Origin of the sequence: Bifidobacterium thermophilum, from assembly GCF_002846655.1 — a bacterium.
GTDB classification, from domain to species: domain Bacteria; phylum Actinomycetota; class Actinomycetes; order Actinomycetales; family Bifidobacteriaceae; genus Bifidobacterium; species Bifidobacterium thermophilum.
The window spans coordinates 107057-128995 of the sequence record NZ_PCGX01000009.1; the positions used below are offsets into that span (position 1 = coordinate 107057).

At 60.2% G+C, this 21939-nt stretch carries 17 protein-coding genes and 1 rRNA gene; 1 reads left to right on the plus strand and 17 read right to left on the minus strand.

Features of this window, described 5'->3' with window-relative positions; all coding sequences use genetic code 11:
- Nucleotides 1-95 precede the first annotated feature (95 nt).
- The 13 genes from CQR48_RS05470 to CQR48_RS05530 all read right to left on the minus strand — a co-directional run bounded on the left by CQR48_RS05470 (nt 96) and on the right by CQR48_RS05530 (nt 16765).
- On the minus strand, nt 96-1052 hold the full coding sequence (locus CQR48_RS05470) for a dihydroorotate dehydrogenase (RefSeq protein ID WP_026650688.1): 957 nt from the start codon (nt 1050-1052) through the stop codon (nt 96-98).
- 13 nt (nt 1053-1065) lie between these two features.
- On the minus strand, nt 1066-1890 hold the full coding sequence (locus CQR48_RS05475; protein ID WP_029576697.1) for a dihydroorotate dehydrogenase electron transfer subunit: 825 nt from the start codon (nt 1888-1890) through the stop codon (nt 1066-1068).
- 125 nt (nt 1891-2015) lie between these two features.
- A complete protein-coding gene (gene pyrF / locus CQR48_RS05480) occupies nt 2016-2981 on the minus strand; it encodes an orotidine-5'-phosphate decarboxylase (protein ID WP_101452287.1) in 966 nt (321 codons plus the stop codon).
- Nucleotides 2982-3038: 57 nt separating this feature from the next.
- Nucleotides 3039-4469, minus strand: coding sequence for a dihydroorotase (locus tag CQR48_RS05485; RefSeq protein WP_015450617.1), 1431 nt, complete (start codon nt 4467-4469; stop codon nt 3039-3041).
- 36 nt (nt 4470-4505) lie between these two features.
- The gene (locus tag CQR48_RS05490; protein ID WP_015450618.1) at nt 4506-4925 is read right to left on the minus strand and encodes an aspartate carbamoyltransferase regulatory subunit; all 420 of its coding nucleotides are present in this window, start codon (nt 4923-4925) and stop codon (nt 4506-4508) included.
- The gene (gene pyrB / locus CQR48_RS05495; RefSeq protein WP_029576693.1) at nt 4925-5896 is read right to left on the minus strand and encodes an aspartate carbamoyltransferase; all 972 of its coding nucleotides are present in this window, start codon (nt 5894-5896) and stop codon (nt 4925-4927) included. Before pyrB ends, CQR48_RS05490 begins: the two co-directional genes overlap by 1 nt.
- A 251-nt stretch (nt 5897-6147) precedes the next feature.
- Nucleotides 6148-9303, minus strand: a complete 3156-nt coding sequence (locus CQR48_RS05500; RefSeq protein ID WP_015450620.1) for a bifunctional [glutamine synthetase] adenylyltransferase/[glutamine synthetase]-adenylyl-L-tyrosine phosphorylase — start codon at nt 9301-9303, stop codon at nt 6148-6150.
- A gap of 458 nt (nt 9304-9761) precedes the next feature.
- Nucleotides 9762-10631 (minus strand): methylenetetrahydrofolate reductase [NAD(P)H], encoded by an 870-nt coding sequence (gene metF / locus CQR48_RS05505; protein ID WP_033492478.1) that lies wholly within the window; start codon nt 10629-10631, stop codon nt 9762-9764.
- Nucleotide 10632: 1 nt separating this feature from the next.
- On the minus strand, nt 10633-12939 hold the full coding sequence (gene metE, locus CQR48_RS05510) for a 5-methyltetrahydropteroyltriglutamate--homocysteine S-methyltransferase (RefSeq protein WP_101452288.1): 2307 nt from the start codon (nt 12937-12939) through the stop codon (nt 10633-10635).
- A gap of 467 nt (nt 12940-13406) precedes the next feature.
- A complete protein-coding gene (locus tag CQR48_RS05515; protein WP_101452289.1) occupies nt 13407-13967 on the minus strand; it encodes a SixA phosphatase family protein in 561 nt (186 codons plus the stop codon).
- A 28-nt stretch (nt 13968-13995) separates the two neighbouring features.
- Nucleotides 13996-15117, minus strand: a complete 1122-nt coding sequence (locus tag CQR48_RS05520) for a tRNA (adenine-N1)-methyltransferase (RefSeq protein WP_101452290.1) — start codon at nt 15115-15117, stop codon at nt 13996-13998.
- Between the two features lie 180 nt (nt 15118-15297).
- Nucleotides 15298-16248 (minus strand): ABC transporter ATP-binding protein, encoded by a 951-nt coding sequence (locus CQR48_RS05525; protein WP_015450626.1) that lies wholly within the window; start codon nt 16246-16248, stop codon nt 15298-15300.
- Nucleotides 16249-16441: 193 nt separating this feature from the next.
- Nucleotides 16442-16765, minus strand: a complete 324-nt coding sequence (locus CQR48_RS05530; protein WP_197017472.1) for a putative heavy metal-binding protein — start codon at nt 16763-16765, stop codon at nt 16442-16444.
- 192 nt (nt 16766-16957) lie between these two features.
- Between CQR48_RS05530 and CQR48_RS05535 the strand changes: the two genes are divergently transcribed.
- Nucleotides 16958-17512, plus strand: a complete 555-nt coding sequence (locus CQR48_RS05535; protein WP_101452291.1) for an HdeD family acid-resistance protein — start codon at nt 16958-16960, stop codon at nt 17510-17512.
- A 114-nt stretch (nt 17513-17626) separates the two neighbouring features.
- On the opposite strand, the gene CQR48_RS05540 is transcribed toward CQR48_RS05535, so the two are convergent.
- The 4 genes from CQR48_RS05540 to rrf form a co-directional block, all read right to left on the minus strand.
- Nucleotides 17627-17950 carry a branched-chain amino acid transporter permease gene (locus CQR48_RS05540; protein ID WP_101452292.1) on the minus strand — a complete coding sequence of 108 codons (324 nt, stop codon included), beginning with the start codon at nt 17948-17950 and terminating at the stop codon, nt 17627-17629.
- Complete coding sequence (locus tag CQR48_RS05545; RefSeq protein WP_101452293.1) at nt 17947-19002, minus strand: AzlC family ABC transporter permease; 1056 nt, start codon at nt 19000-19002, stop codon at nt 17947-17949. Before CQR48_RS05545 ends, CQR48_RS05540 begins: the two co-directional genes overlap by 4 nt.
- Nucleotides 19003-19133: 131 nt before the next feature.
- The gene (locus CQR48_RS05550) at nt 19134-20957 is read right to left on the minus strand and encodes an AMP-dependent synthetase/ligase (RefSeq protein WP_101452294.1); all 1824 of its coding nucleotides are present in this window, start codon (nt 20955-20957) and stop codon (nt 19134-19136) included.
- A 748-nt stretch (nt 20958-21705) separates the two neighbouring features.
- Nucleotides 21706-21822: ribosomal RNA gene (gene rrf, locus CQR48_RS05555) — 5S ribosomal RNA — on the minus strand.
- Nucleotides 21823-21939 lie beyond the last annotated feature (117 nt).

Consider the following 21939-nt stretch of genomic DNA (forward strand, 5'->3'; position numbering starts at 1 on the left):
CTTTCTCTATTCGGCCACGCTCCAGGACACGGCCGATGCCTGCACTGGGTGCAGACGGTTTCCGGAACATCAGGGTACCGCAAGGGGGTTGACCGTCACCGCCAAGTCTGGCCTGCGGCGAGTTTCGCGGCAAGCTCGGGCCGGGAGTCCAGCAGGTCGTCCAATTCGCGGGCCACACGCATCGGAGCAGTCGGCTCATACAACGCCACAGCACCGACCTCGACGGCGTTCGCTCCGGCATACAGGTATTCCAAGGCTTTTTCACCGGAATCGATGCCGCCAATGCCGATAATCGGAATATCGGGCAACGCCTGTCGCACACGCCATACGAAGCTCAGGCCGATCGGGAGAATCGCCGGCCCGGACACGCCACCCGTGCGGTTCGCGAGAATCGGCTCGCCCGTGCGGATGTCGATACGCATGCCGACCAGCGTGTTGATCATGCTCAACGCGTCGGCACCGCCGTCCACCGCGGCTTTCGCAATCGGAACGATATCCGTCACATTCGGGGTGAGTTTCACGATCAAGGGTTTCGAGGTGATATGACGCAAGCGGGTGATCAGCCGATTGAGTGCTATCGGGTCGGTGCCCACGCTCATGCCGCCGTGGGTGACATTCGGGCAGCTCACGTTGATTTCCAGCATGTCCGCAGAGCAATCGGCAAGTTTGGCGACCACTTCGGCGTAGTCGTCATCGCAATGGCCGGCCACATTGGTGACAACCGTCGCGCCTTCCTTCTTGAGCTTGGGCAGCTCGTCGACGAGATAATGGTCGACACCCGGGTTCTGCAAGCCGACCGAATTGACCGTGCCCGCCGGGGTTTCGGCCGTACGCGGCCCGGGATTGCCTTCCCACGGGACCGGGGAAACGCCCTTGGTGGTTACCGCGCCCATCTGGCTAACATCGTAGAACCAGTGGCACGCGTCATACTGGAACGTGCCTGAGGCGGTGCCCACCGGGTTCTTCCACTCGACGCCGGCGACGACGGTGCCGTGCTTCCATTCGTGCGGTTCGTAAACGTTGATCTGCTTGTCCATCTGCTGCTCCTGCATAATGCCTTGACCTCTACTTGTCCCATCCGAGTTGTTCCGGGGTGAATACCGGGCCGGCGACGCACACTTTCTGCCGTCCCTCCGCCGTGTCGACGACGCACACGTAGCAGGTGCCGTACCCGCAGCCCATACGCGCCTCGAGGCTCAACTGGCATGGGATATCGCGCGCGACCGCCCAGGAGGCGACGGCACGCATCATCGGCATCGGGCCGCAGGACAGGATGACCGGGGGCAGTTCCCCGTTGACCAGCGAATCCTCGATCGAATCAAGCAGATCGACGACATTGCCTTGCGCGTTTGTGATGCTTTCCACACGTTCCGCGTATTTTGCCACCAGTTCGTCGGCGAAGCGTTCGTCACGATACCCGAACGCGGCGGTCGCGGTCGCGTCATCACGCAACGCGAGCTTCTGGGCGGCATACAGCAGCGGTGGCACGCCGAGACCACCCGCCACCAGCACATAGTTCGCGGCAGCTTTCATGTCGAATCCGCGCCCCAAGGGGCCCATGACATCAACAGTATCGCCTGCTGCCAGCCGGGAGAACTCCTCGGTGCCCTTGCCAACGACCGCGAAGATCAGGCTCACGTCATCGCCCTCGACTTCGCTGACGCCGAACGGCCGCGGCATCAGGCGCGTGGGATCCGCGGAATACAGATCCACGAACTGGGCCGGCTTGGCATGTCCCGCGATGTAGCTGTCGCGGAAGGTAAGTCGATAGATGCCATCCGACAATCTGCGGTTATCCACCACCGGTACGGTGCGCCTGCCGGGGAAGCGTCCCGCACGGGATGCTTCGGCGGTCACGTCGAAGGTTGGGATAAACGTTGCGTTGGGCATTGCCTCTCCTTTGGGCTGTTGGGCTTGGTAGCTGTGGGTGGCTGAACCTGTACGGCTGAACGTGCGAGGCGTCCGCCGACGGGTGCATTCTATTGCTTCGGTGTTTCGCCGTGTTACGCGGTGTGTCAGGCGAGCGCGGCCTCCAGGTCGTCCCGCATGGCGATTGCCGCGTCCCGGGCGCTGGTGGCGACCAAGGCGAGCGCATCGTCGGCGGACATGCTCTCGTCGTATCCGCCGTTCTTGCGCCATGCGCCGATGATGCCGCGCGACGAGTTGACAATCGCCCCGGAGCCTTCGGTATCGAACATGCCGGCGACATCCTGCGCGGTGCCGCCTTGCGCCCCGTAGCCGGGGACCAGGAAGAAGGTACGCGGCATGCGTTCGCGCAACTGTTTGCCTTGCTCAGGGTGGGTTGCACCGACGACCGCGCCGACACGCGTGTATCCGGATGCACCAAGCGTTTCGGCGCCCCACTGCTCGACGAGGTCGGCGACACGCTCGTACAGGCGTGTCCCGTCGGCGAGCTCGAGCTCTTGGATTTCCTTGCTGGACGGGTTGGAGGTGCGTACCAGCACGAACAGGTCCTTGTCGGCTGCCTTGGCCGCGTCCACGAACGGGGTGATGCCGTCCGTGCCTAGATACGGGTTGACGGTAACGGCGTCCTCATGCCACAGGTCGAGCGCGTCGCCGTCCTGCGCATTGAGCCCGACCAGATGCCGCGCGTAGGCGGCGGCCGTCGAGCCGATATCGCCGCGCTTGATATCCCCGAGTACGTACAGGCCTTGGGATTGCGCGTATTCGCAGGTCATCTCATAGGTGTCGATGCCGGCGGGCCCCAAGGCTTCATACATCGCGATTTGCGGTTTGACGGCAGGCACGATGCCCGCGATCGCGTCAATAATCGCGCGGTTGAACTCGAAATATGCGACCGCACGCTGCATGGCGGGGATTTCAGCCGGGTCATCGACTTGGTCGGCGACCTCCTCGTGGAAGGAGTCGATGAGCTGCGCCGGCACCACCTGGTTGGTCGGGTCGAGCCCGACGACGCTTGGATTGTGCGTCGTATTGATCGCTTCGATGAGCTTGTCCATGTGCCTTCTTTCAAAACGCTGTGAGCATGTGGCTTGGGTATTGCGACGGTTGCCGGTTCAGGCTCCGATACGGGAGAACACCAGCCGCGAGCCGATGATAGTGGCGAGCGGCAGGCCGGTGACCTGCCAGCCGTCGAACGGCGTGTTGCGCGCCTTGGAATGGAAGCGGTTCTTGTCCACGGTCCAGTGCCGGGAGGTGTCGAGAATCGCCAAATCCACGGTTTCGTGGTGCTCCACCGCAGCAAGGTCCAGGGTGCGTTTGGTCGCGCATCGCGAGGAGGTATTCAGCAGTCCGGCCACGTCGGTCGGCGTATGCCCCATGAGGTGCTCCGGAGCCACGGACATGAGTTCGATGAGCCGCTGTTCGGAGATGTAGCCGCCGTCCACCAGCACCCGATGGCATACGCCGTACGCGCATTCAAGGCCGATGATTCCGTTCGGCGCCTGTTCAAGGCCCGCGGCCTTCTCATCTTGCGCGTGCGGGGCGTGGTCGGTGGCGATCAGGTCGACCGTCCCGTCCGCAATCGCTGCGACGGTGGCCCTGCGGTCTGCTTCGGAACGAAGCGGCGGGTTCATTTTCGCCATGACGCCGTAGGTGAGAATCGCCTCGTCGCTCAATGCAAGATAATGCGGTGCGGTCTCGCAGGTGATGGGCAGGCCTTCCGCCTTGGCTGCGCGAATCGCCTCGAACGACCCGGCGGTGCTCACATGCTGGAAATGCACGTGCACGCCGGTGCGCCGCGAAGCTTCGATATCACGGGTGACGATGCGCAGCTCGGTGTCCTCGGGGATGCCGGGCACGCCAAGCTTGCGGCTGACCGGGCCCTCGTTGATGATACCGCTGTCATGGTGTTCGCAATGCTCGATGAGGTAGAGTCCAGTGGCTTTCGCGTTGGCAAGCACCTGGTCGAGAATCGCGTCCGGGACGGCCGCGCCGTCATCGCTGATCGCGGTGACCGGATGCGCCAACTGGTATTGGTCTTTTGTATCATCGCCGACACCGGGCAGGTGCACTCGCCAATTCTCGGGGTCAGTGGCCTGTGCTCCGGCACGATCCACGGACGCGCACACGCACAGGTCGTAGCGTGCGGGCAGCGCGCCATCATGGGTCGCGTCGTAATGCTGAAGATAGTCGATGGTGTCACGGGCACCGGCGGCGAGTACGTCATCCGCGCCGGGCGTTCCCGGTCGGGCGGGTTTGCCGTCCATCGCGGGCAACGTGTTCGGCATGATAAGCACCCGCGTATAGCCACCTGAGGCCGCCGCAGCACACCCGGAACGCATGGATTCCTTGTAGGTCTGTCCCGGATCGCGGAAGTGGACGTGCGGGTCGGCGAATCCCGGTGCCACGGTCAGCCCGGAGGCGTCGAACTCGCCGTCAGACACGGCTCCCGGCTCGTCGAAGTAGCGCTGGGCGTCCGTGCCGGGGATCACGAGGTCGATCCTCTCCCCCGTGTCCCAGACGCGGATGTCGTGCAGCGTGAGCATACTCATCGTTCCTTTCCTCGGCGCTCGCGGCGCGGCTCAGAGCTTGGCTTCCTCGTCGCAATAGTCGCAACGGTATTCCTGGCGTTCCGAGTGCACCAGATGGAACATCTGGTCGATCCCGCGTTCCGTGGTGGTCACGCACCGCGGATTCTTGCATTTGATGACGTTGACCATGTGTTCAGGCAGATTCGGCCTCTCCTTGCGCACGATCTTGCCGCCGCGCACGATGTCGATGGTCGCCTGGCGCGCAATGAAGCCAAGCACGTCGAGGTTCAAATCCCCCGCGTCTTCGATCTTGATGATGTCCTTCGAACCGTACTGGCGGCTGTCCGTGTTCATGATGAGCGCGAGCTTCGTGCTGGTCGGGTCGATTTTGAGATATTGCAGCACTTTGAGCGCGGTGCCCGCGGGCACGTGGTCGATGATGATGCCGTTGCGGATGCTGGTGACTTCCATCAGGCGTGGACCTCCTCGTTCTTCCATTCCTCATACCCGGGCAGCGTGTCGCCGACCACCGAGCTTTCCAAGGCCATGCGCATGAGCATGCCGTTGTGTACCTGCTCGAAGTAGGCGGCGCGCGGGTCGTGGTCGACGTCCACGGAAATCTCGTTGACTCGCGGCAACGGGTGGAGTACCGCCATATCAGGCTTGGCGAGCTGGAGCTTCGCCTCATCAAGAATGTAGGTGTCGCGCAGGCGCAGGTAATCGTCCTCGTTGAAGAAGCGTTCCTTCTGTACGCGCGTCATGTACAGCACGTCCAAATCGCCGATCACGCCGGCGAGGTCACGCACCTCGGTGTAGGTGCAGGAGGGCGCGCGTTTGATGCGGTCAATCACGTACCGCGGCATTTTCAGTTCGTCAGGACTAATGAGCACGAAGTTCACATTGCCGAAACGGCACAGGGTCTCGACAAGCGAATGCACGGTCCGTCCGAAGGTCAGGTCGCCGCACAGGCCGATGGTCAGCCCGGTAATTCTGCCATAACGCGAGGTGATAGTCGCAAGGTCGGCGAGCGTCTGGGTGGGGTGCATGTGCCCGCCGTCACCAGCGTTGATGACGGGGATGCCGAAGTCCTTGGCCGCGCGGGCCGCCACGAGCGCAGCGCCTTCCTTGGGGTGACGCATCGCGATGACGTCGACGAGATTGGACACGGTTTTCACGGTGTCGGCGATGGATTCGCCCTTGGTCACGGAGGACAATTGGGCGCCGGCGAAACCAATCACATGGCCGCCGAGCCGGAGCATCGCCGTTTCGAAGCTCAGACGCGTGCGCGTGCTGGGCTCATAAAAAAGGGTGGCCAGCACCCTGCCGTCGCAGGTATGCGCCACCTCATGACGATGCGTTTCGATGTACTGCGCTTTATGGAGCAAATCGACAATCTGGGATGTCGTCAGATCGTCAAGCGTGACCACGCTTTTGCCGACCATGGACGATGCGGTTTCTTGAGGAACGCCGTTTGCCGGCAACTGGGTGTTGAGTTCAGACAAGGCTCACCTTCCTGTTGAGAGGTGGCCACCTTATGTGACCTAGCCAACTGTAGGACGATTCAGGGACATGCCGGCGGCTTGCGGCCAAGCTCGCGGCACACTCGCGTTCGGCGCGGGTTGGCCCGCGCCACGGAGTCACCGCGGGTTCGCCGGGACCGGTCGCGTCAGCTTGCCCCAAGCCTGCCAGGAGCTTACTGCTGCCCGTAGAACAGACGTTCCACGACCTCACGGCATTGGCGCATCAAGGCGAGGATGTCGTTTTCAAATTGCTGGCCGCGATTGGCCCCATACCCGAGATATACGGCCATTCCACCGAGCGAATCGAGGTCGTCAGGCAGGATGTCCGCGCGCGCGGCACGTCCGGACCACAGGTAGTTGCCGTTGCGGGCCGCGGTGCAGATCCGCCATGCGCGACGCAGCGTGTCCGCGTCCTTGCGTCCGAGCATGTCTTGGGTTTCGAGCGCGTCAAGCGCGTCCATCGTGGAGCCGGTGCGCAACTCGGGACAGGTTCCGGCATGCTCCAGTTGCAGCAGCTGCACGGTCCATTCCACGTCGGACAGTCCGCCCTTGCCGAGTTTAAGGTGCCGGTCGCGGCGCACGCCCCTGGGCAGCCGTTCAGCTTCCATACGGGCTTTGAGCTTGCGGATTTCACCGATCTGCTGCCCGTTGAGCGGTGCCGTCGGATAGCGCAGCGGATTGGCGATATTGTCAAGGAAATCATGGGCGAGCGTGCCGTCCCCCGCCGCATACCGCGCACGGATCAGCGCCTGGCTTTCCCAAGTACTCGCCCAGGACCCGTAGTATTCCTCGCATGAGGCGTACGAGCGGATGAGCGGGCCGTTCTTGCCTTCTGGCCGCAAGTCGAGGTCAAGGTCGATGCGTGGCTCCAACGTGCACGGGCCTTGCAGCAGGGAACGCACGTCATCAGTGACCTGTCTGGCGTAGGAGGCGGCGAGTGCCTCGTCCGGCGTTCCCTGTCCGGTATCTCCCGTGCCGTTGGCTCGGTAGATGAGAATCGCGTCGGCGTCGGAGCTGAAGTTGATTTCCCTGCCGCCGTAGCGTCCCATGCCGATGACGGCGATATCCGCCGGATATGCGTCCAGACCCATCATGGTACGGCGGTGTTCCAACGCCCAGCGCAAGGCCGCATCGATGATCGCGTCATACACGTCGGTCATGCCGGTGAGGGTGGTGTCTTCGTCGATGACACCGCTCATCCAGCCCAATCCGATGCGTTCGATCTCGTGCCGTCTCATGGCGCGCAACAGCGTGGCTGCGTCTTTGAGGCTCGACCGGTTGCGGGTGATGATGCCGTCGCATTGCACGTCGAGGCTGGCTCGGGTGCGAGGCCTGAGTTCGTCATCGTCGCCCAGCCAGGTCACGGATTCGACCGAACGGTTGAGCGCGTCGCCCAGGAAACGCGAGTTGGACAGGACGTGGCACAGCCGTTGCGCTGCGGATTGGGAGTCGCGCAGGAAGCCGAGATAGTCGCTGTCTTCGCCGAAATGCTCTTCCAATCGTCTCCAGTTGAGCAGACCCATATCCGGGTTCTGCCCTTGCCCGAGCCACTGGAGGACGGCAGGCAGGAGGATGCGGTTGATGCGCGCGGCGCGTGACAGGCCGTCGGTCAACGCCTTGACGTGGCGCATGGCGGCGTCGGGGTCGGCGAAACCGATGGATTCGAACCGTTCGCGGGTCGCCTGGTCGGACAGGGTGATCTGGTCGTCATCCATGCGCGCGCTGATCGGCAGCATCGGTCGGTAATAGATGTCTAGGTGCAGACGCCTGACTTCGCGCCGCGTCTCGTCGTAGCGTTCTACGAGCTCCTCGGGATGCAGGCCGAAGGTACGCGCGAGCCGGCGGAGTTCCTCATTGTGGCTAAGCGCGTCGATGTCGACGTCCCGTTTGCGTTCTAGGCCGCCGATATTGCCGGTTCCGAGGTCCGGGAACAGGTGGGTGCGCTTGAGTTCCCACATCTGCTGGCGGTGTTCGAGCACGCGTTCGAACCGGTAATCCTGCGCCAATAGCGTCGCCTGCTTACGCGAGACGTATCCGCCGTCGGCGAGCGCCTTGAGTGCGTCCAGCGTGCCACGTTTACGTAGTGTGGTGTCGGAGCGCCCGTGGACGAGCTGGAGCATCTGCACGGTGAATTCAACGTCCCGCAAGCCGCCCCGGCCAAGTTTGATTTCACGGTCTTTGAGATTGTCGGGGATAAGCCGTTCGACGCGCTGGCGCATCTGCTGGCAGTCCTGGACGAAATTGTCGCGTTTCGAAGCGGACCAGACGAACGGCCGGGTCATCTCCAAGTAGGTTTGTGACAGTTCGCTGTCGCCTGCGGCCGGCCGGGCTTTGAGCAGCGCCTGGAATTCCCAGTTCTGCGCCCACTGCTCGTAGTAGCTGCGATGCGATTCGAGCCGGCGGACCAGCGGGCCATCCTTGCCTTCAGGCCGAAGCCCGCCGTCAATCTGCCATAATGGAGGTTCGCTGGAACCCATGATGACGGATTGGCAGACGCGTTGCAGCATAGTGCCCATTCTGGTGCCGATGCGGGTGAGCGTGGTCGTACCGGTGTCAGCGTCGGTGGGTTCAACCACGTAAATTAGATCTACATCGGAAACGTAGTTCAATTCCTGAGCGCCGAGTTTGCCCATGCCGATAACGCTGAACCGGCATCGTGCACTGTCCGGGGTCTCATGACGGGCGATGGCGAGCGCCGCCTCGAGCGCGGCATCCGCGAGGTCCGACAGCGCTTTACTGATTCGCGGCTGAATGTCACACGGCTGTTCGGCGGTGGCGTCAACGGCGACGATCGCGGCAAGCTGGCGGCGGTAGGCGGCACGCAGGCGGTCGGTGGCCTCCGGCAACGGCAGGGATGATTCGTACGCCAGATGTGTCTGGCCATCCTCCTGTGTGTCGGTAAGTTCCAATGTTTTGGCTTGTACCGCGTCGAGGAGCTTGGCGAACCGTTGCGGACGGTTATAGTCGCAACTATGGCAGGGGTCTAAGGCCGCGGCGCGGACAAGGTCGGCTCGGGTGCGCATGAGTTTACCCAGTTTGTCGCTCGCCCCGAGCACGGCGATGAGCCTACGCGCGGCGGTGGCGTCTTCGAGGATGCGACGCACGCTGTCATCGTCCTGCGGCAGGCCGTCGAGTATGCCGATGAGATTGTCGATTGCGGTGTCCGGGTCGAGGGCGCTCGCCAATGCGTCGGCGATCGGGCGGATATGGTCGGCGCCGATGCCGTACTCGTTAAGTGTCGAAAAAGCCGATCGCGCCTCGTCCAACCGTTGGAATCCGATATGGATGAGATCACGGGTGCTGAAAGGAAATGCCGGTGATGAATCCATAGTTCCAATATACCGCCGATGCCGCCGAATCCCGCCGATGCGGGGAATACGGGCCTGATATGACGGCAACTTGATTACGGCCCGCCGTGTGACCTGTTGATCGCACCACGGACAGATACCAAGTGTTGTGTTGATTCAATCCCCACCTATCGCCGCCGCATGCGACCGGACGGTCGCGCCACAGGCCGATACCGTGATGCAACAGCCATAGTCCACGTCTATCTCCCCACACAATGTAACCGAGCAGTCACACCACAGGCCGATTCAACACCGCAGACCTCTGCGCTCACGCATAACCGCCGCCGCTGCAACCAGGCAGTCGCACTGCGGGCGAATACCACACTCATCCACCACCACAGAGCTCTTCGTCGGAATCAATCCCGCCCGCCACATAAGAAGCCGGCGGACAGTCACACCGCAATGGTGCGCCCGTCCGCCGGCTTGTTGCAATAGATTACTCAGGCGAAGTCTGTGCCCGTTTGCCCGGGCGAGAACAGGTCCTCGATGTTGTGCCAGATCTGCCTGGTGACAGCCGGCTTGTTCATCGAGTACAGGTGCACTCCGTCGACACCGTGGGCAACAAGGTCGGCGATCTGGTTCGACGCGTAGATAATACCCGCCTGTTTGAGTGTCTTCGGGTCGTCACTCCACTTGTCAAGCAGGGATTCCAGGGGCAGCGGCACACGTGACGAGCACATGCGCACCATGCGCCTAATCTGCTTGGCATTGGTCACCGGCATGATACCCGCCTCGATTGGCACATCGATGCCTGCGGCACGCGCCTTGTCAAGGAAGTGGTAGAAGTCCGCGTTGTCGTAGAACAACTGGGAAATCAGGTGGCTTGCGCCCGCGTCAACCTTGATTTTGAGATTGCGTATGTCCTCGTCAAGGTCGCTCGCTTGCGGATGACACTCTGGGTAGCATGCCCCGAAAATCGTCATATCCGGGTCATGCTCGCGAATGTATGCGACCAGATCGCTGGCATGTTCGAACGCCCCCGCGGGTTCGCGATCGGGCACCGGGTCGCCGCGCAGCGCGAGCACCGCGGACACCCCCGCTTGCCTGAACATGTCAAGTGCCTCGTCGACCTGCTCCCGCGTGGTGTACTGCGCGGTCAGGTGGGCGACGGCAGGAATGTCATACTCCTTGCGGATGGTGTTCGCGATGCGCGCAGTCGCTGTCCGGTCAGACGACTTGCCGGTTCCGTAGGTCACCGAAATGAAGTCGGGGTTGAGGCCTTGCAGCCCGTCGAGCGTGTCGTAGATGGTTCCCACCGGCGCGTTGCGTTTGGGTGGGAACACCTCGATGGAGAACATCGGCTGGTGCATGTCACTTCCCCAGTCGTGCGCGCACCGCCTTGGCGGCGGCGACCATATGCTCCAGGCTCGGCCAGGTTTCCGCGTTGCCACGGGTCTTCAGACCGCAGTCGGGATTGATCCACACCTTGTTGACGTCCATCTTGGCGAGGATCTCGTCGATGCGATGCTCAATCTCCGCTTCGCTCGGGATGCGCGGCGAGTGGATGTCATACACGCCGGGGCCGGCCTCGGTCTCGAAGTTCGCGTCATGGATCGCGTCAAGCACGACCAAATCGCCACGGGAGGCCTCGAAGGAGATGACGTCCGCGTCCATCGCGTCGATATCGCGGATGATGTCGTTGAACTCCGAATAGCACATATGCGTGTGGATCTGCGTGGTGGGCTTCACAGCGGAATGCACGAGACGGAACGCAGGAATCGCCCAATCCAGGTACTTCTTGTGCCAATCGCTCTTGCGCAGCGGCAGCTTCTCGCGCAGGGCGGCTTCATCAATCTGGATGACCTTGATGCCGGCCTTCTCCAAGTCGAGCACTTCGTCGCGGATGGCGAGCGCAAGCTGCTGGGTCTGCAGTTCATGGCTGACGTCCTCACGCGGCCAGGACCAGTTGAGGATGGTCACCGGGCCGGTGAGCATGCCCTTCATGACATGCTTGGTGCGCGACTGCGCGTAGGCGCTCCATGCGACGGTAATCGGCTCGGCGCGGGAGACGTCGCCCCACACGATTGGAGGCTTGACGCAACGGGTGCCGTAGGACTGCACCCAAGCGTTCTTGGTGAACAGGAAGCCGTTGAGGTGCTGGCCGAAGTATTCGACCATGTCGTTGCGTTCGAATTCGCCGTGGACGAGCACGTCGAGGCCGATCTGCTCCTGATGCTTGATGCATTCGTCAATCTGCTGCTTGATGAACTCGTCGTACTGTTCACGGGTGATTTCACCCTTGCGCAGGCGTGCGCGTTCGGCGCGCACTTCCTTGGTTTGCGGGAAGGAACCGATGGTAGTGGTTGGTAGCAGCGGCAGGCCGAGTGCCTCACGCTGCAGCTTCTGACGTTCCGCGCGGGCGGGCTGACGGACGAAATCGTCTGCGGTGAGTGCGGCGAGACGCTTGGCGACCGCTTGGTCCGGGGTGACGCGGGTGCCGTCGAACAGCGCCTGATTGTCGGCGAGCGCCTTGACGTCACGGCGTGCGGCATCATCCTGGTCGGCGAGAACAGCGATGTCGTGCAGTTCGCCGAGCTTTTCCACGGCGAATGCGAAATGCTTGAGCACCTGCGGCTCGAGGCCGGTCTCCCCTTCGGTGCTGAACGGCACGTGCAGCAGGGAGCATGCGGTGGACACGGCGATGTTGTCGGTCTTGGTGTGCAGCGCGTCGATTACACCGAGGCTGACGGCGTAGTTGTTGCGCCAAATGTTGCGCCCGTTGACGACACCTGCGAAGACGGTCGTTCCCTCGGCGACGCCGTACTTGTCCACGGCGGCGAGGTTCTCGTCCTTGCCTTCGATCAGGTCAAGCCCGATGCCGTCGAAGCCCAGCAGGTTCACGGTTTCGTAGATATCGGCGATGTGACCGAAGTACGTGTTGAGCAGCAGCTTGACCTTGCCTTCGCGTGCGGGCAGGATCTTGGAATACAGACTCTTGAACAGTTCGACATCGCCGTCTTCCTTGTCGAGCACAAGGTACGGCTCATCGAACTGCACCCACTGGGCGCCAAGCTCGGCGAACTTGCCGAGCACCTGCGCGTAGACGGAGGCGATGTCGTTGATCAGGCCGCGGTCGAATTCGAGTTCTTCTGCCTGCGGGTCGCGTGCGAGCTTGAGGAAGGTGTACGGGCCGATGAGCACTGGCTTGGTGACGATGCCCAGCGCCTTCGCCTCGTTGAATTCGTCGAAGGGCTTGGTGCTGGCAAGGTGGATTTGCGTGGAGCTTTCGATTTCCGGCACGATGTAGTGGTAGTTCGTGGTGAACCATTTCTTCATCGGCAGCGCGGTCACGTCGCCCTTGTCGCCCTGATAGCCGCGGCCGATGGCGAACAGCGTGTCCTCAGGCTGTTCGAAGCCCAGACGCTGGTACCGTGCAGGGACAGCGCCCAGCAAAATCGCGGTGTCGAGCATCTGGTCGTAGTAGCTGAAATCATTGCTGGGGATGAGGTCGATGCCGGCTTCCTGCTGAAGCTTCCAATGGTTGGCGCGCAGCTGCTTCGCAGTGGCACGCACGTCTTCGAGCGTCTTGGCGCCTTTCCAATACCCCTCGATGACCTTCTTGAGCTCTCGGTTGCTGCCGATGCGCGGGAACCCGGAAACAGAAGTCAGTGCTGTCATATGGCTGTCCTCCAAAATCGAAACGGATATCTATTGCAACGCGCTCACCATATCAAAAATCCGCGTAACAAGGTCATCAGCCGATTATGGGTGTCGTTATAAGACTGACTTATATCCATGGAATTCCAAACACTGTCGGCTTCGGCGCCAAACAGGCGGACACCTCGTATAAAGCGCAGTTTTCTGCGGATTGTCGTCAGTCTCGGCAGTTGGTATGTGGTCTCGTCGCACGGCCGTCTAAAGCGGCTGCCATCAACCGATTGGGCGGCATCAGGCTGCGAAGGCCGTCAGATGAAAAACTTGGCCTGATATCAAAGAATAAGTTATTGCCATGCGACGCAAATGGTTCTCGATCCTCACGGACATAGATGACTACAAACGTAGCTGACCACGCCGCCTCATGCTCACTCACACGTTATCCGGTGCACCTATTACTTGCCGTTGTTCATTCCTAGCAGCAGAACGCCTCAGTCGCTGAAATCCTTGGGATTGAGCACTGCGAGCAAATCCGCCGCATGCACCTGCCAGCTCGAGAACGGTTTATCGGATCCGAATACCACCACCGATGCCGGGGACAACCCCAGCTGAAGCCGGTCAAGTACCGACTGCCCCGAACACTCCGATGCGATCCATTCGGACGCGATGGATACCGTGGGTTCATGGCCGACGACCATGAGTTTGTGGTATTTATCCGGCGTGCGCGCGATTTCGTCGAACACCGCTTGGACTCCGCCCTCATACAGGCTCTGCCGATAATCTACCTGCGGTCCGTCACCGAACACCTTGAGCATCCGGTCCAGCGTCTGCTGGGCGCGGACCGCCCCCGAGCACGCGATTCGGTCAGGAACCAGTCTGAGAGACTGGATTCCACGCGCTACGTTTTTCGCCTGTTTTCGGCCTTTGTCCGTCAGCTCACGGGCACGGTCCCCCGCCAGATTCGCCGGTTCGGTTTTCGCGTGACGCATCACCAGCAGCACATACCGATATCGGTCCGCTGTCTTGGCGATGTTCTTCAGTGATTGTGCCATTTCCTGCCTCTTTCGACTTGGTTTGTCCTTATTCCAACTCCGAGGAAGTATCATCCGCGGATGTGCCGGCACCGGATTGCTGCCCTGATTGTGCGGAGGAGATGTTGGCGACCTGCGCATCGAGATCGCGGAGAACTTTGCGCAGTTTTCTGTCGGAGATATCGCGCAGTTCCAAGTCTTCGAGCTGCGCTGCACGTTGCTGCACACTCAACTCGTCGACATCGGTGGTCGTGTCCTTCGTGGCGCGATCCCGCTTATGCAATGCGTGGTATCCTTCGGCCATGGCACGGGTGACGACGAGGAAGCCGGTATGCCCAATCATCTGATGATCCGGGCGGACAGCCAAACCTTGGGCCTTCCAGCTGCGTTCCAGTGTTTCCTGGATGTCCGGCTCGGTCCACACCCCCGTCTGCCGCAGGGACTCGGCCATACGACTCAACTGCGTGGTCGTGGTGACGTAGGCGACAAGCACCCCACCGGGGGCGATGACACGATACGCCTGTTCCAGACGATTCCACGGATCAAGCATGTCGAGCACGATTCTGTCGAAGGCATGCTCCGGCAGTTCACGTGCGACACTGTCAAAATCCCCAATGCGCAAATCCCACCATCCAGGACGCTCACCGAAATACACGGTGGCGTTCCCGAGGGCGACCTTCGCGAATTCCGGCCTCATTTCGATGGTGGTCAACGACCCTTCACACCCCACGGCATCCAGCAGGTTCAGACTCATGGCCCCGGACCCCGCACCGGACTCCAGAACCCTCATGCCTCGCCTGATGTCTCCCAACTGGATGACCTGCGCGATGTCTTTCGGATACATAATCTGCGCGCCCCTAGGCATGGACAGCACATAATCGGCCAGACGCGGACGCATCACCGCGTACTCCCACCCGCCGATCGCGCGCGCGGACTTCCATGGTTTGCCTTCATCACGCTCGGGATGCTGTTGGTTGATCTGTGCCTCACGTTTCGCTCTGACAGTCGTGACCACAATCCCCTCGGTTCGCCCAATGATCTGGTCATGCATGATCAAGCCGTGTTCGGTTTGGGTCGTACCGCCTACGGTCAGCTGGTCGGTGATCCGCTTGCCTTTCCGGTCGGTGAATTGCACCTTCTCGCCGGCCTGCAACACTCCTCGGTTCGGCATACTGTCCTTTCCCCGCGTACTACGCGCTGTTCGTTACTTTGTGTCTATGCTATCGCCGTCGGCGAAGTCCCGTCGGCGTACCCGCTTCCCCGTTTGAACGAGTCATCGTTTCCAGTCATCATCGCCCATCATCGTCTCCACGCGAACCAGCTCTGGCCGGATGGCGAATCCGATGCAGCATCAGATGGCGTAGGCACCCCACCTGTCGTGCTCATGGGTGACGTTGAGCTGCAAACCGAATATGCCGCTGAGCCGTTCAGAGGTAAATCCGCGCTCAAGATCGCCTGCGTAGACGATGGTGCCCGGTTGCGGGTCTCCCCCGGCGACATTGGTTTCGTAAGCGTCTGCCTCGGAGCCTTCAAGCCTGCCCATAATCGCGACATGGTCAAACCCTTGGGGGATTTCTTCCAGCCGATGCGTCACAAGCACCACGGTCCGGTCTCTGTCTTCCCTGCCGATTCTGGCGAGCGCGCGAAGCGCGATTTCACGACCACCCAAATCAAGACCTGTTGTCGGCTCGTCGAGAATCAGCAGCTGAGGATCAGCCATCAGCGCACGGCAGATGAGTACACGTGTGCGTTCCCCCTCAGACAGGCGATACATTTGCTTGCCCTCGAGATAGGAGATATTGAATTCGGCCATCAGCTGCCGCGCTTGTTGATACTCCTCGGGAGTATACGTATCACGCCAACGGCCCAAGGTGGCCGTGAGCGCGGTGACGACTGCGTCCAATGGGTCCTCCTGCGGGGGCAGTTCCCTGGCGAGCGACGCGGAGCTCAATCCAATCAGGGGGCGATATGAGAATACATCGACTTTGCCAAGCCTGTTGCCGAGAATGTCAACCGTTCCCTCCGAGGGGAATCCTCTGGTGCTCATCATGTTGACGAGCGTGGATTTTCCGATGCCGTTCGGGCCAAACAACACCCATTTCTCCCCTCGAGCGATGGTCAGGTTCACATCAGTGAGGATCACCCTGCCTCGCCTGCGGAATTCGACACCGGACAGCTTGATCGCCGGGGTCTCGCTCCCGGTGGGATTGAGATCATGTCCGCGCACAGCATCACGACCGGACGATTCGCGCCTGCCGTGCCCCGGTGTCGCTCCTGTTAGTGTAGGTTCAGTCCCGCTCATTTCAAGCCTTCCTTTTGTTTGTACGTTTAGTGTTTGCGCTGAGGTCGGTATTGAGCCATCCGATATCTTCTCCGCGTTGTCCGTAATACTGCAGCCAGGCACACTCGGTGAACATATTCCGCCATGCAGCCCGCGGATGCAAAGCGGAATCTTCTTTCGAAGATACGCGATGAGCTGCGCTGCGCCGTCAGCATCAAGAGACCACGACCGCCGTGCCGCTCGCGGTGACCATCAGCATGTTCGAGCCTTCGCCCAGAGTCTCGTAGTCGATGTCAACGCCGACTACAGCGTTCGCGCCATACTGTTGGGCGCGTTGCGCCATCTCGTTGAGCGCCTGCTCGCGCGCTTTCATGAGTTCATCCTCGTACGACTGAGAACGGCCTCCGAAGAAGTTCCTGGCTCCGGCGAATATGTCTTTGACGACGTTGACGCCCGAGACGACTTCGCCAAAGACGATGGGCTTGTATTCGACGATGGCGTGGCCTTCGATGGTGGGGGTGGTGGTCAGGATCATCAGCTTGCCTTTCTCATGGTCATGGCTCTTGCACGTGGAATGTCGGTGTATGGCCATTCTATCCCGGCGACACGCCGAGAAAAATAACCGGATACCGTGTGCTGACACGACTTGGATAGACGCCCCGACGAGTACCATGGTGGATGACCAGACTGAAACGTTCATCGACGAAGTGGTTGAAAGGACCGGCCAAACATGAATTCACCAATGATCAGACCGATACTATACATGATTCTCGGCGCGTTGCTACTCATCAAACCGGATTCCAGTCTGCTGTTGGTGCAGCTCACGGGAGTTGCGCTGATTCTGTGCGCGGTATTTCTCGGCTATAGCGGTCTGAAAGCCCGCAAATCGGACGACGATACAACCGGCAACGAGTCAACGCTGACGCTGTTCTCGTGTGCGGTATGCGCTGTGGTCGGTATAGTATTCCTGATTTCGCCCGGCGTGTTCGTCTCATTGGTGTTTGTGGCGCTGGGCATCATCATCATGGTGTCCGCGGCATTGGATCTGGTGCCTGTCTTGCGAGAAGGCCGTGCCTCCCAGCAGCTTGGCATGGTCATCCTTGATATTGTCGCGCTCGTCGTCGGATTGGCCATCATGATTCATCCCGGAGGCGCGAACGACATGCTATGGCGGATCGTCGGATTGTTGTTGCTCATCAACGGCGTGCTGGGTCTGGTCGATATCATACGGAATCCGCGTCGTACTGTCGTGGATACGACAACGGCGGACAACAACAATCAGTAAGCGCGGCAGCAGCCGCGAGAGATAGTTCCGCCCCGAGCGTCGGCAAATCAATCTGCCAGCACCCGGGCGGAGCTACAATGCTGCATGCATTGCACATGCCCAGCCGATACCGCACTACAACAGGTGGATGAGCACCATATAGCACAGTGTTCCCCCGACCATCGGCGTCAGCATGTCACGTCTCCACGCGTATAATCCCGTGACGACCAGCAAGGAGATGAGTTCCGGCAAACCGTGTGAGCCACTGGTGACACTCACCTTCCTCAGGCAATAGACAATCAGCAGCCCGAACACCGCAGGCGCCAGCACTTTGCCCAGATACTTGACGATGGGCGGTATCGGACGGTTTTCCGAAAACACGAGATATGGGGTGAACCGTGTGGACACCGTACCCAGAATCACCACGAGTATCGTGATCAGCTGCTGTTGCCAAGTCATTGTTGTTCCTTAGGTTTCATGCCGCGTTCCAACGGACGGCGTATCGCGAGCAGCAGTACAAGAATGATGGCCATGGCGGGGATGATGAAGCGTTCCGGACCGAACACCAGCAACGCGGAGAGTGAGCCTACGACTCCGATGAGTTCGCAGACGTGGTTTGTCAATACGTGGCACAACGATGTGCCATCCTGGAACCATTGCTGCAGGAAAATCACCATGAACATCGCCGTCATCACGAAATCAAGACCGCTGATATCCACAGTGATGAGACTGCCGAACACCGCGCCTGCCGCTGATCCCACGACCCAGTACATCTGGTCGAGGAAGGAAACCCAGAAGTAGAACCATCCGCGGTCCACGTGCCGGTCGCGCGGAATGCGGGCGGAATAATTCACCGAGAACGTCTCATCGCTCGTCGTAAAAATGAGATACGACTTTTTCCAACCCATATTCCGGTATTTGCCAAGCATTGCGATCCCATAGAACAGGTGGCGCGCCCCGACCACCACAGCTGTCAGGAGCGCAGACAAAGGGTTGAACGACGATGACAGGATCCCCACGAGGAGGAATTCCATCGAACCGGTGTATATCACCAGTGCCGTAACGATGGGGAGCCAGAACGGGAATCCGTGAGTGGTCATCAACACCCCATACGTGATACCCAGGAACAGGTATCCGGTCAAGACAGGCAGCGTGTTTGGCCATGCCCACCGCAGGGCCGTTAGGATACGGTCGCGCCTTGATTCGGTTGAGGCGTGAGAGACGAATCCGGAAGCGGACGCAGAATCGCCGTCAATATCGTGTTCGACGATATGGTCGGTGACTTGGCCGGCAGTACGGCTGTCGGCACAATCAATATGACGGTCGGATGCAGCCAAACGGTCGGAAACACCGGAATCCACGCTTTCACGGTGCTCAACGCCGACCGGAGCAACGATTCTCTGGTCATCAGCTGCGGAACCGGCAACCGAGGAATGTGCCAATCCATCTGCGGTATTGGCGCCTTCTGGTTGTGCACCTCGGGCAGCATGAACGGTTGAATGCTCGCTCATACTCCTCCTTTCCCGGTTTCGGTACGGAACACATGGTGCCACCGGGGAGTTCCGCCCCGCAGTAAGTCGAAAGCCGTCTGACGGTCGGAACCCGTCAGACGGCCTCGTCTCGTTGGAGCTACTGATTGGCGTTATTTCTTACGCGGCACATAGATCTGATGATCAATCAGATCCTTGTAGTGCTCGACAATCGCCTGGCGCCGCGCCTTGAGGCTCGCCGTCAGCATACCATTCTGTTCGGTGAAGGTGTCCGGCAGGATTTCGAACTTCCTGATGGATTCAGCCCTTGATACCAGCTCGTTCGCCTTGTTGACCGCACGCTCGACCTCCGAGTAGATAATCGGATTGCGACTGGCTTCATCAAGGTTCTTGCATGGTTCGGCACCTTGGGATTCAAGCCACGCGTTGGCGTCGGCCAAATCAATCGTCACCAGTGCCGCGATGAACGGCTTGCGGTCACCGATCACCACACACTGATCGACAACAGGGGATGTCATGACGCTGGCTTCAACCTCGCCCGGAGACATGTTCTTGCCGCCTGCGGTAATGATGATATCTTTCTTGCGCCCGGTGACCTTGATGTACCCGTCTTCGCTGATATCTCCCAAATCGCCGGTATGCAGCCATCCGTCGACAATCTGGCTCTTGGTGATTTCGGGATGGTTATGGTAGCCGATGCAGACGGCCGGGCTCTTGATGCACAGCTCGTCATCATCGGCGACTGCGAAACTTACTCCTTGGAACGGCTTGCCCAATGTGCCGATACGATAGCCGACCGTCGGGTTGACGCAAGCAGGAGCGCAGGTCTCAGTCATACCGTAGCCTTCCAGCAGTGGCAGACCGACGCCGTTGAAGAAGTGCGCGATGGACCTGTCCAGAGGGGCGCCGCCACACACCGCGTATTCGCATTGTCCGCCGAAGACGTCCATGATCTGCTTGTATACGAGCTGGTTGTAGATGGCATGCTGAATCCGCAGAGAAACCGGAATGCTACCACTCTGCTGGGCACGGGACCATGCACGTGCGATATTGGTGGCACGAGCGAAAATCCGCCCTTTTGTGCCTTTGCCGGCTTTCTGGGAGGCGGCGTTGTAGATCTTCTCGAAGACTCGCGGTACAGCAAGGACGAAGGTCGGTTTGAACGCATGGAAATCAGCGAGCATCGACTTGAAATTGCTGGACAGACCGAGCGTCACATTCCCGGCGAAACACACATACTGCATGTATCTCGCGAAGACGTGGGCTAGCGGAAGGAATAGCCACAGACGACGACCGGGCTTGGTGACGACATCAGGCATGGTGATGGTGCCGGATATCACGATGAATACGAAATTTCTGTGGCTCAGTTCGATACCCTTTGGAGTACCGGTAGAACCGGACGTATAGACGATGGTCGCGAGATCGTCACCCTTGACAGCATGCGCACGTTCATAGAACTCTCGGTCGGACACGCCCTTGCCGAAAGTCTCAATGGCGTCGAGCGCATCAATCGCAATAACATAGACGTCTCCCAGCTCAGGGCATTCCTGCCGGACGGACTCGATTTTGTCACGCTGACCGTCATCTTCGGCGAAAGCCATGCGCACATGCGAATCGTTGAAAATCATGCGTACTTGTGCAGGAGAGTTGGTCTCGTATACCGGAACGGTGACTGCGCCAATGGACATGATGGCCAGATCAAGGGCAGTCCATTGCCATGATGTATGGGCGATGATGCCGACAGAATCGCCTGGCATGATGCCGCGTGCGATTAGTCCTTTGGCCAAGGCAACGACTTTGTCCTTGAATTCAAGTGCGGTGAAGTGCTGCCAGCTGCCGTCAGCGCCATGATACTCAATCAGCGTATCTTCCGGAGTCCGCTCGGCACGATCCTCAAGGATGGTGAAGATGCTGCGATCCGCATTGATCGGTGTGGTGAGTGGCTCAGTGTATTCCTTGATGATCTTGCTCGTCATGTATTCTCCCGTGGGACGAATCCCGTAGGCCTTGCAATCACATGATGATCACGAGGCCATGATGTATGGACATATCTATAAACAGTCTAATAGAAGGTGGCAATTTCAGTGACGCGTGTTGTTCTGCGTGTCACGCTGCTGGCGCATATCACCAGATTGTCAAACATTCTGTACAGTTTCTGTCCCCGGTATTCAAAGTTTGGTGCTTCTCGGACATATAGGAACCGGGGGTTTTGCTGATGATCCCTGCGGGTGTTGTGGCCGTGGGCGTGTCGTGGCATCGGATGTGTTTCCCGTGTCCTTGCCGGCCGCGGGGGGTGCAACCGGGCTTGCCGTGCGGGCCGGGGGTTTTTCAAATGCGTATGCCGGGGCATGCGCCGTATGCCGGAAGCGGGCGTCCGGCTGGCCCGGTGTGCCGGTAACGCGTCGTTGTGTATGCGCGGGCATGCGCGGGCCGGCGGATGCCAGGCGATTGTATCGTTGCCCGGTGCCTTCCGCCTGGGTTGTGTATGCCGCCGCATACGCGAAGGAATGGATCGCCTAAGGCGATAATCTTTGGTTCCCGTATGCCGTGCCTGTCGTGTGTGTGGTGCCTCACTTGCCGGTTCATGGTCGGGGTGTGTGATGGGGTTGTCCCGGCTTGGCCCGTTTGTTCCATGTGCGGGTGTGGGTGGTCGCCTGCGTGTGTGTCCGGGGTATGTGAAAAGGGAGGGGGCACGTGTGGTGTCCCCTCCCTTTCAAGGTTTGGGTGCGGCGGCGTGCTACTCTCCCACACCCTTCCGGGTGCAGTACCATCGCCGTGCCAGGTCTTAGCTTCCGGGTTCGGAATGGGTCCGGGCGTCTCCCCTGGGCCATGGCCGCCGCAAATCTTCAATTGTCATCCCACGGGCCATCACGCCCGTGGGGGCTGGTGTGGTGGGTTGGGGACCGGATAGTGGACGCGACTGAAGGATTGATCCATGTGACGTGCAGGGTGTCTCCC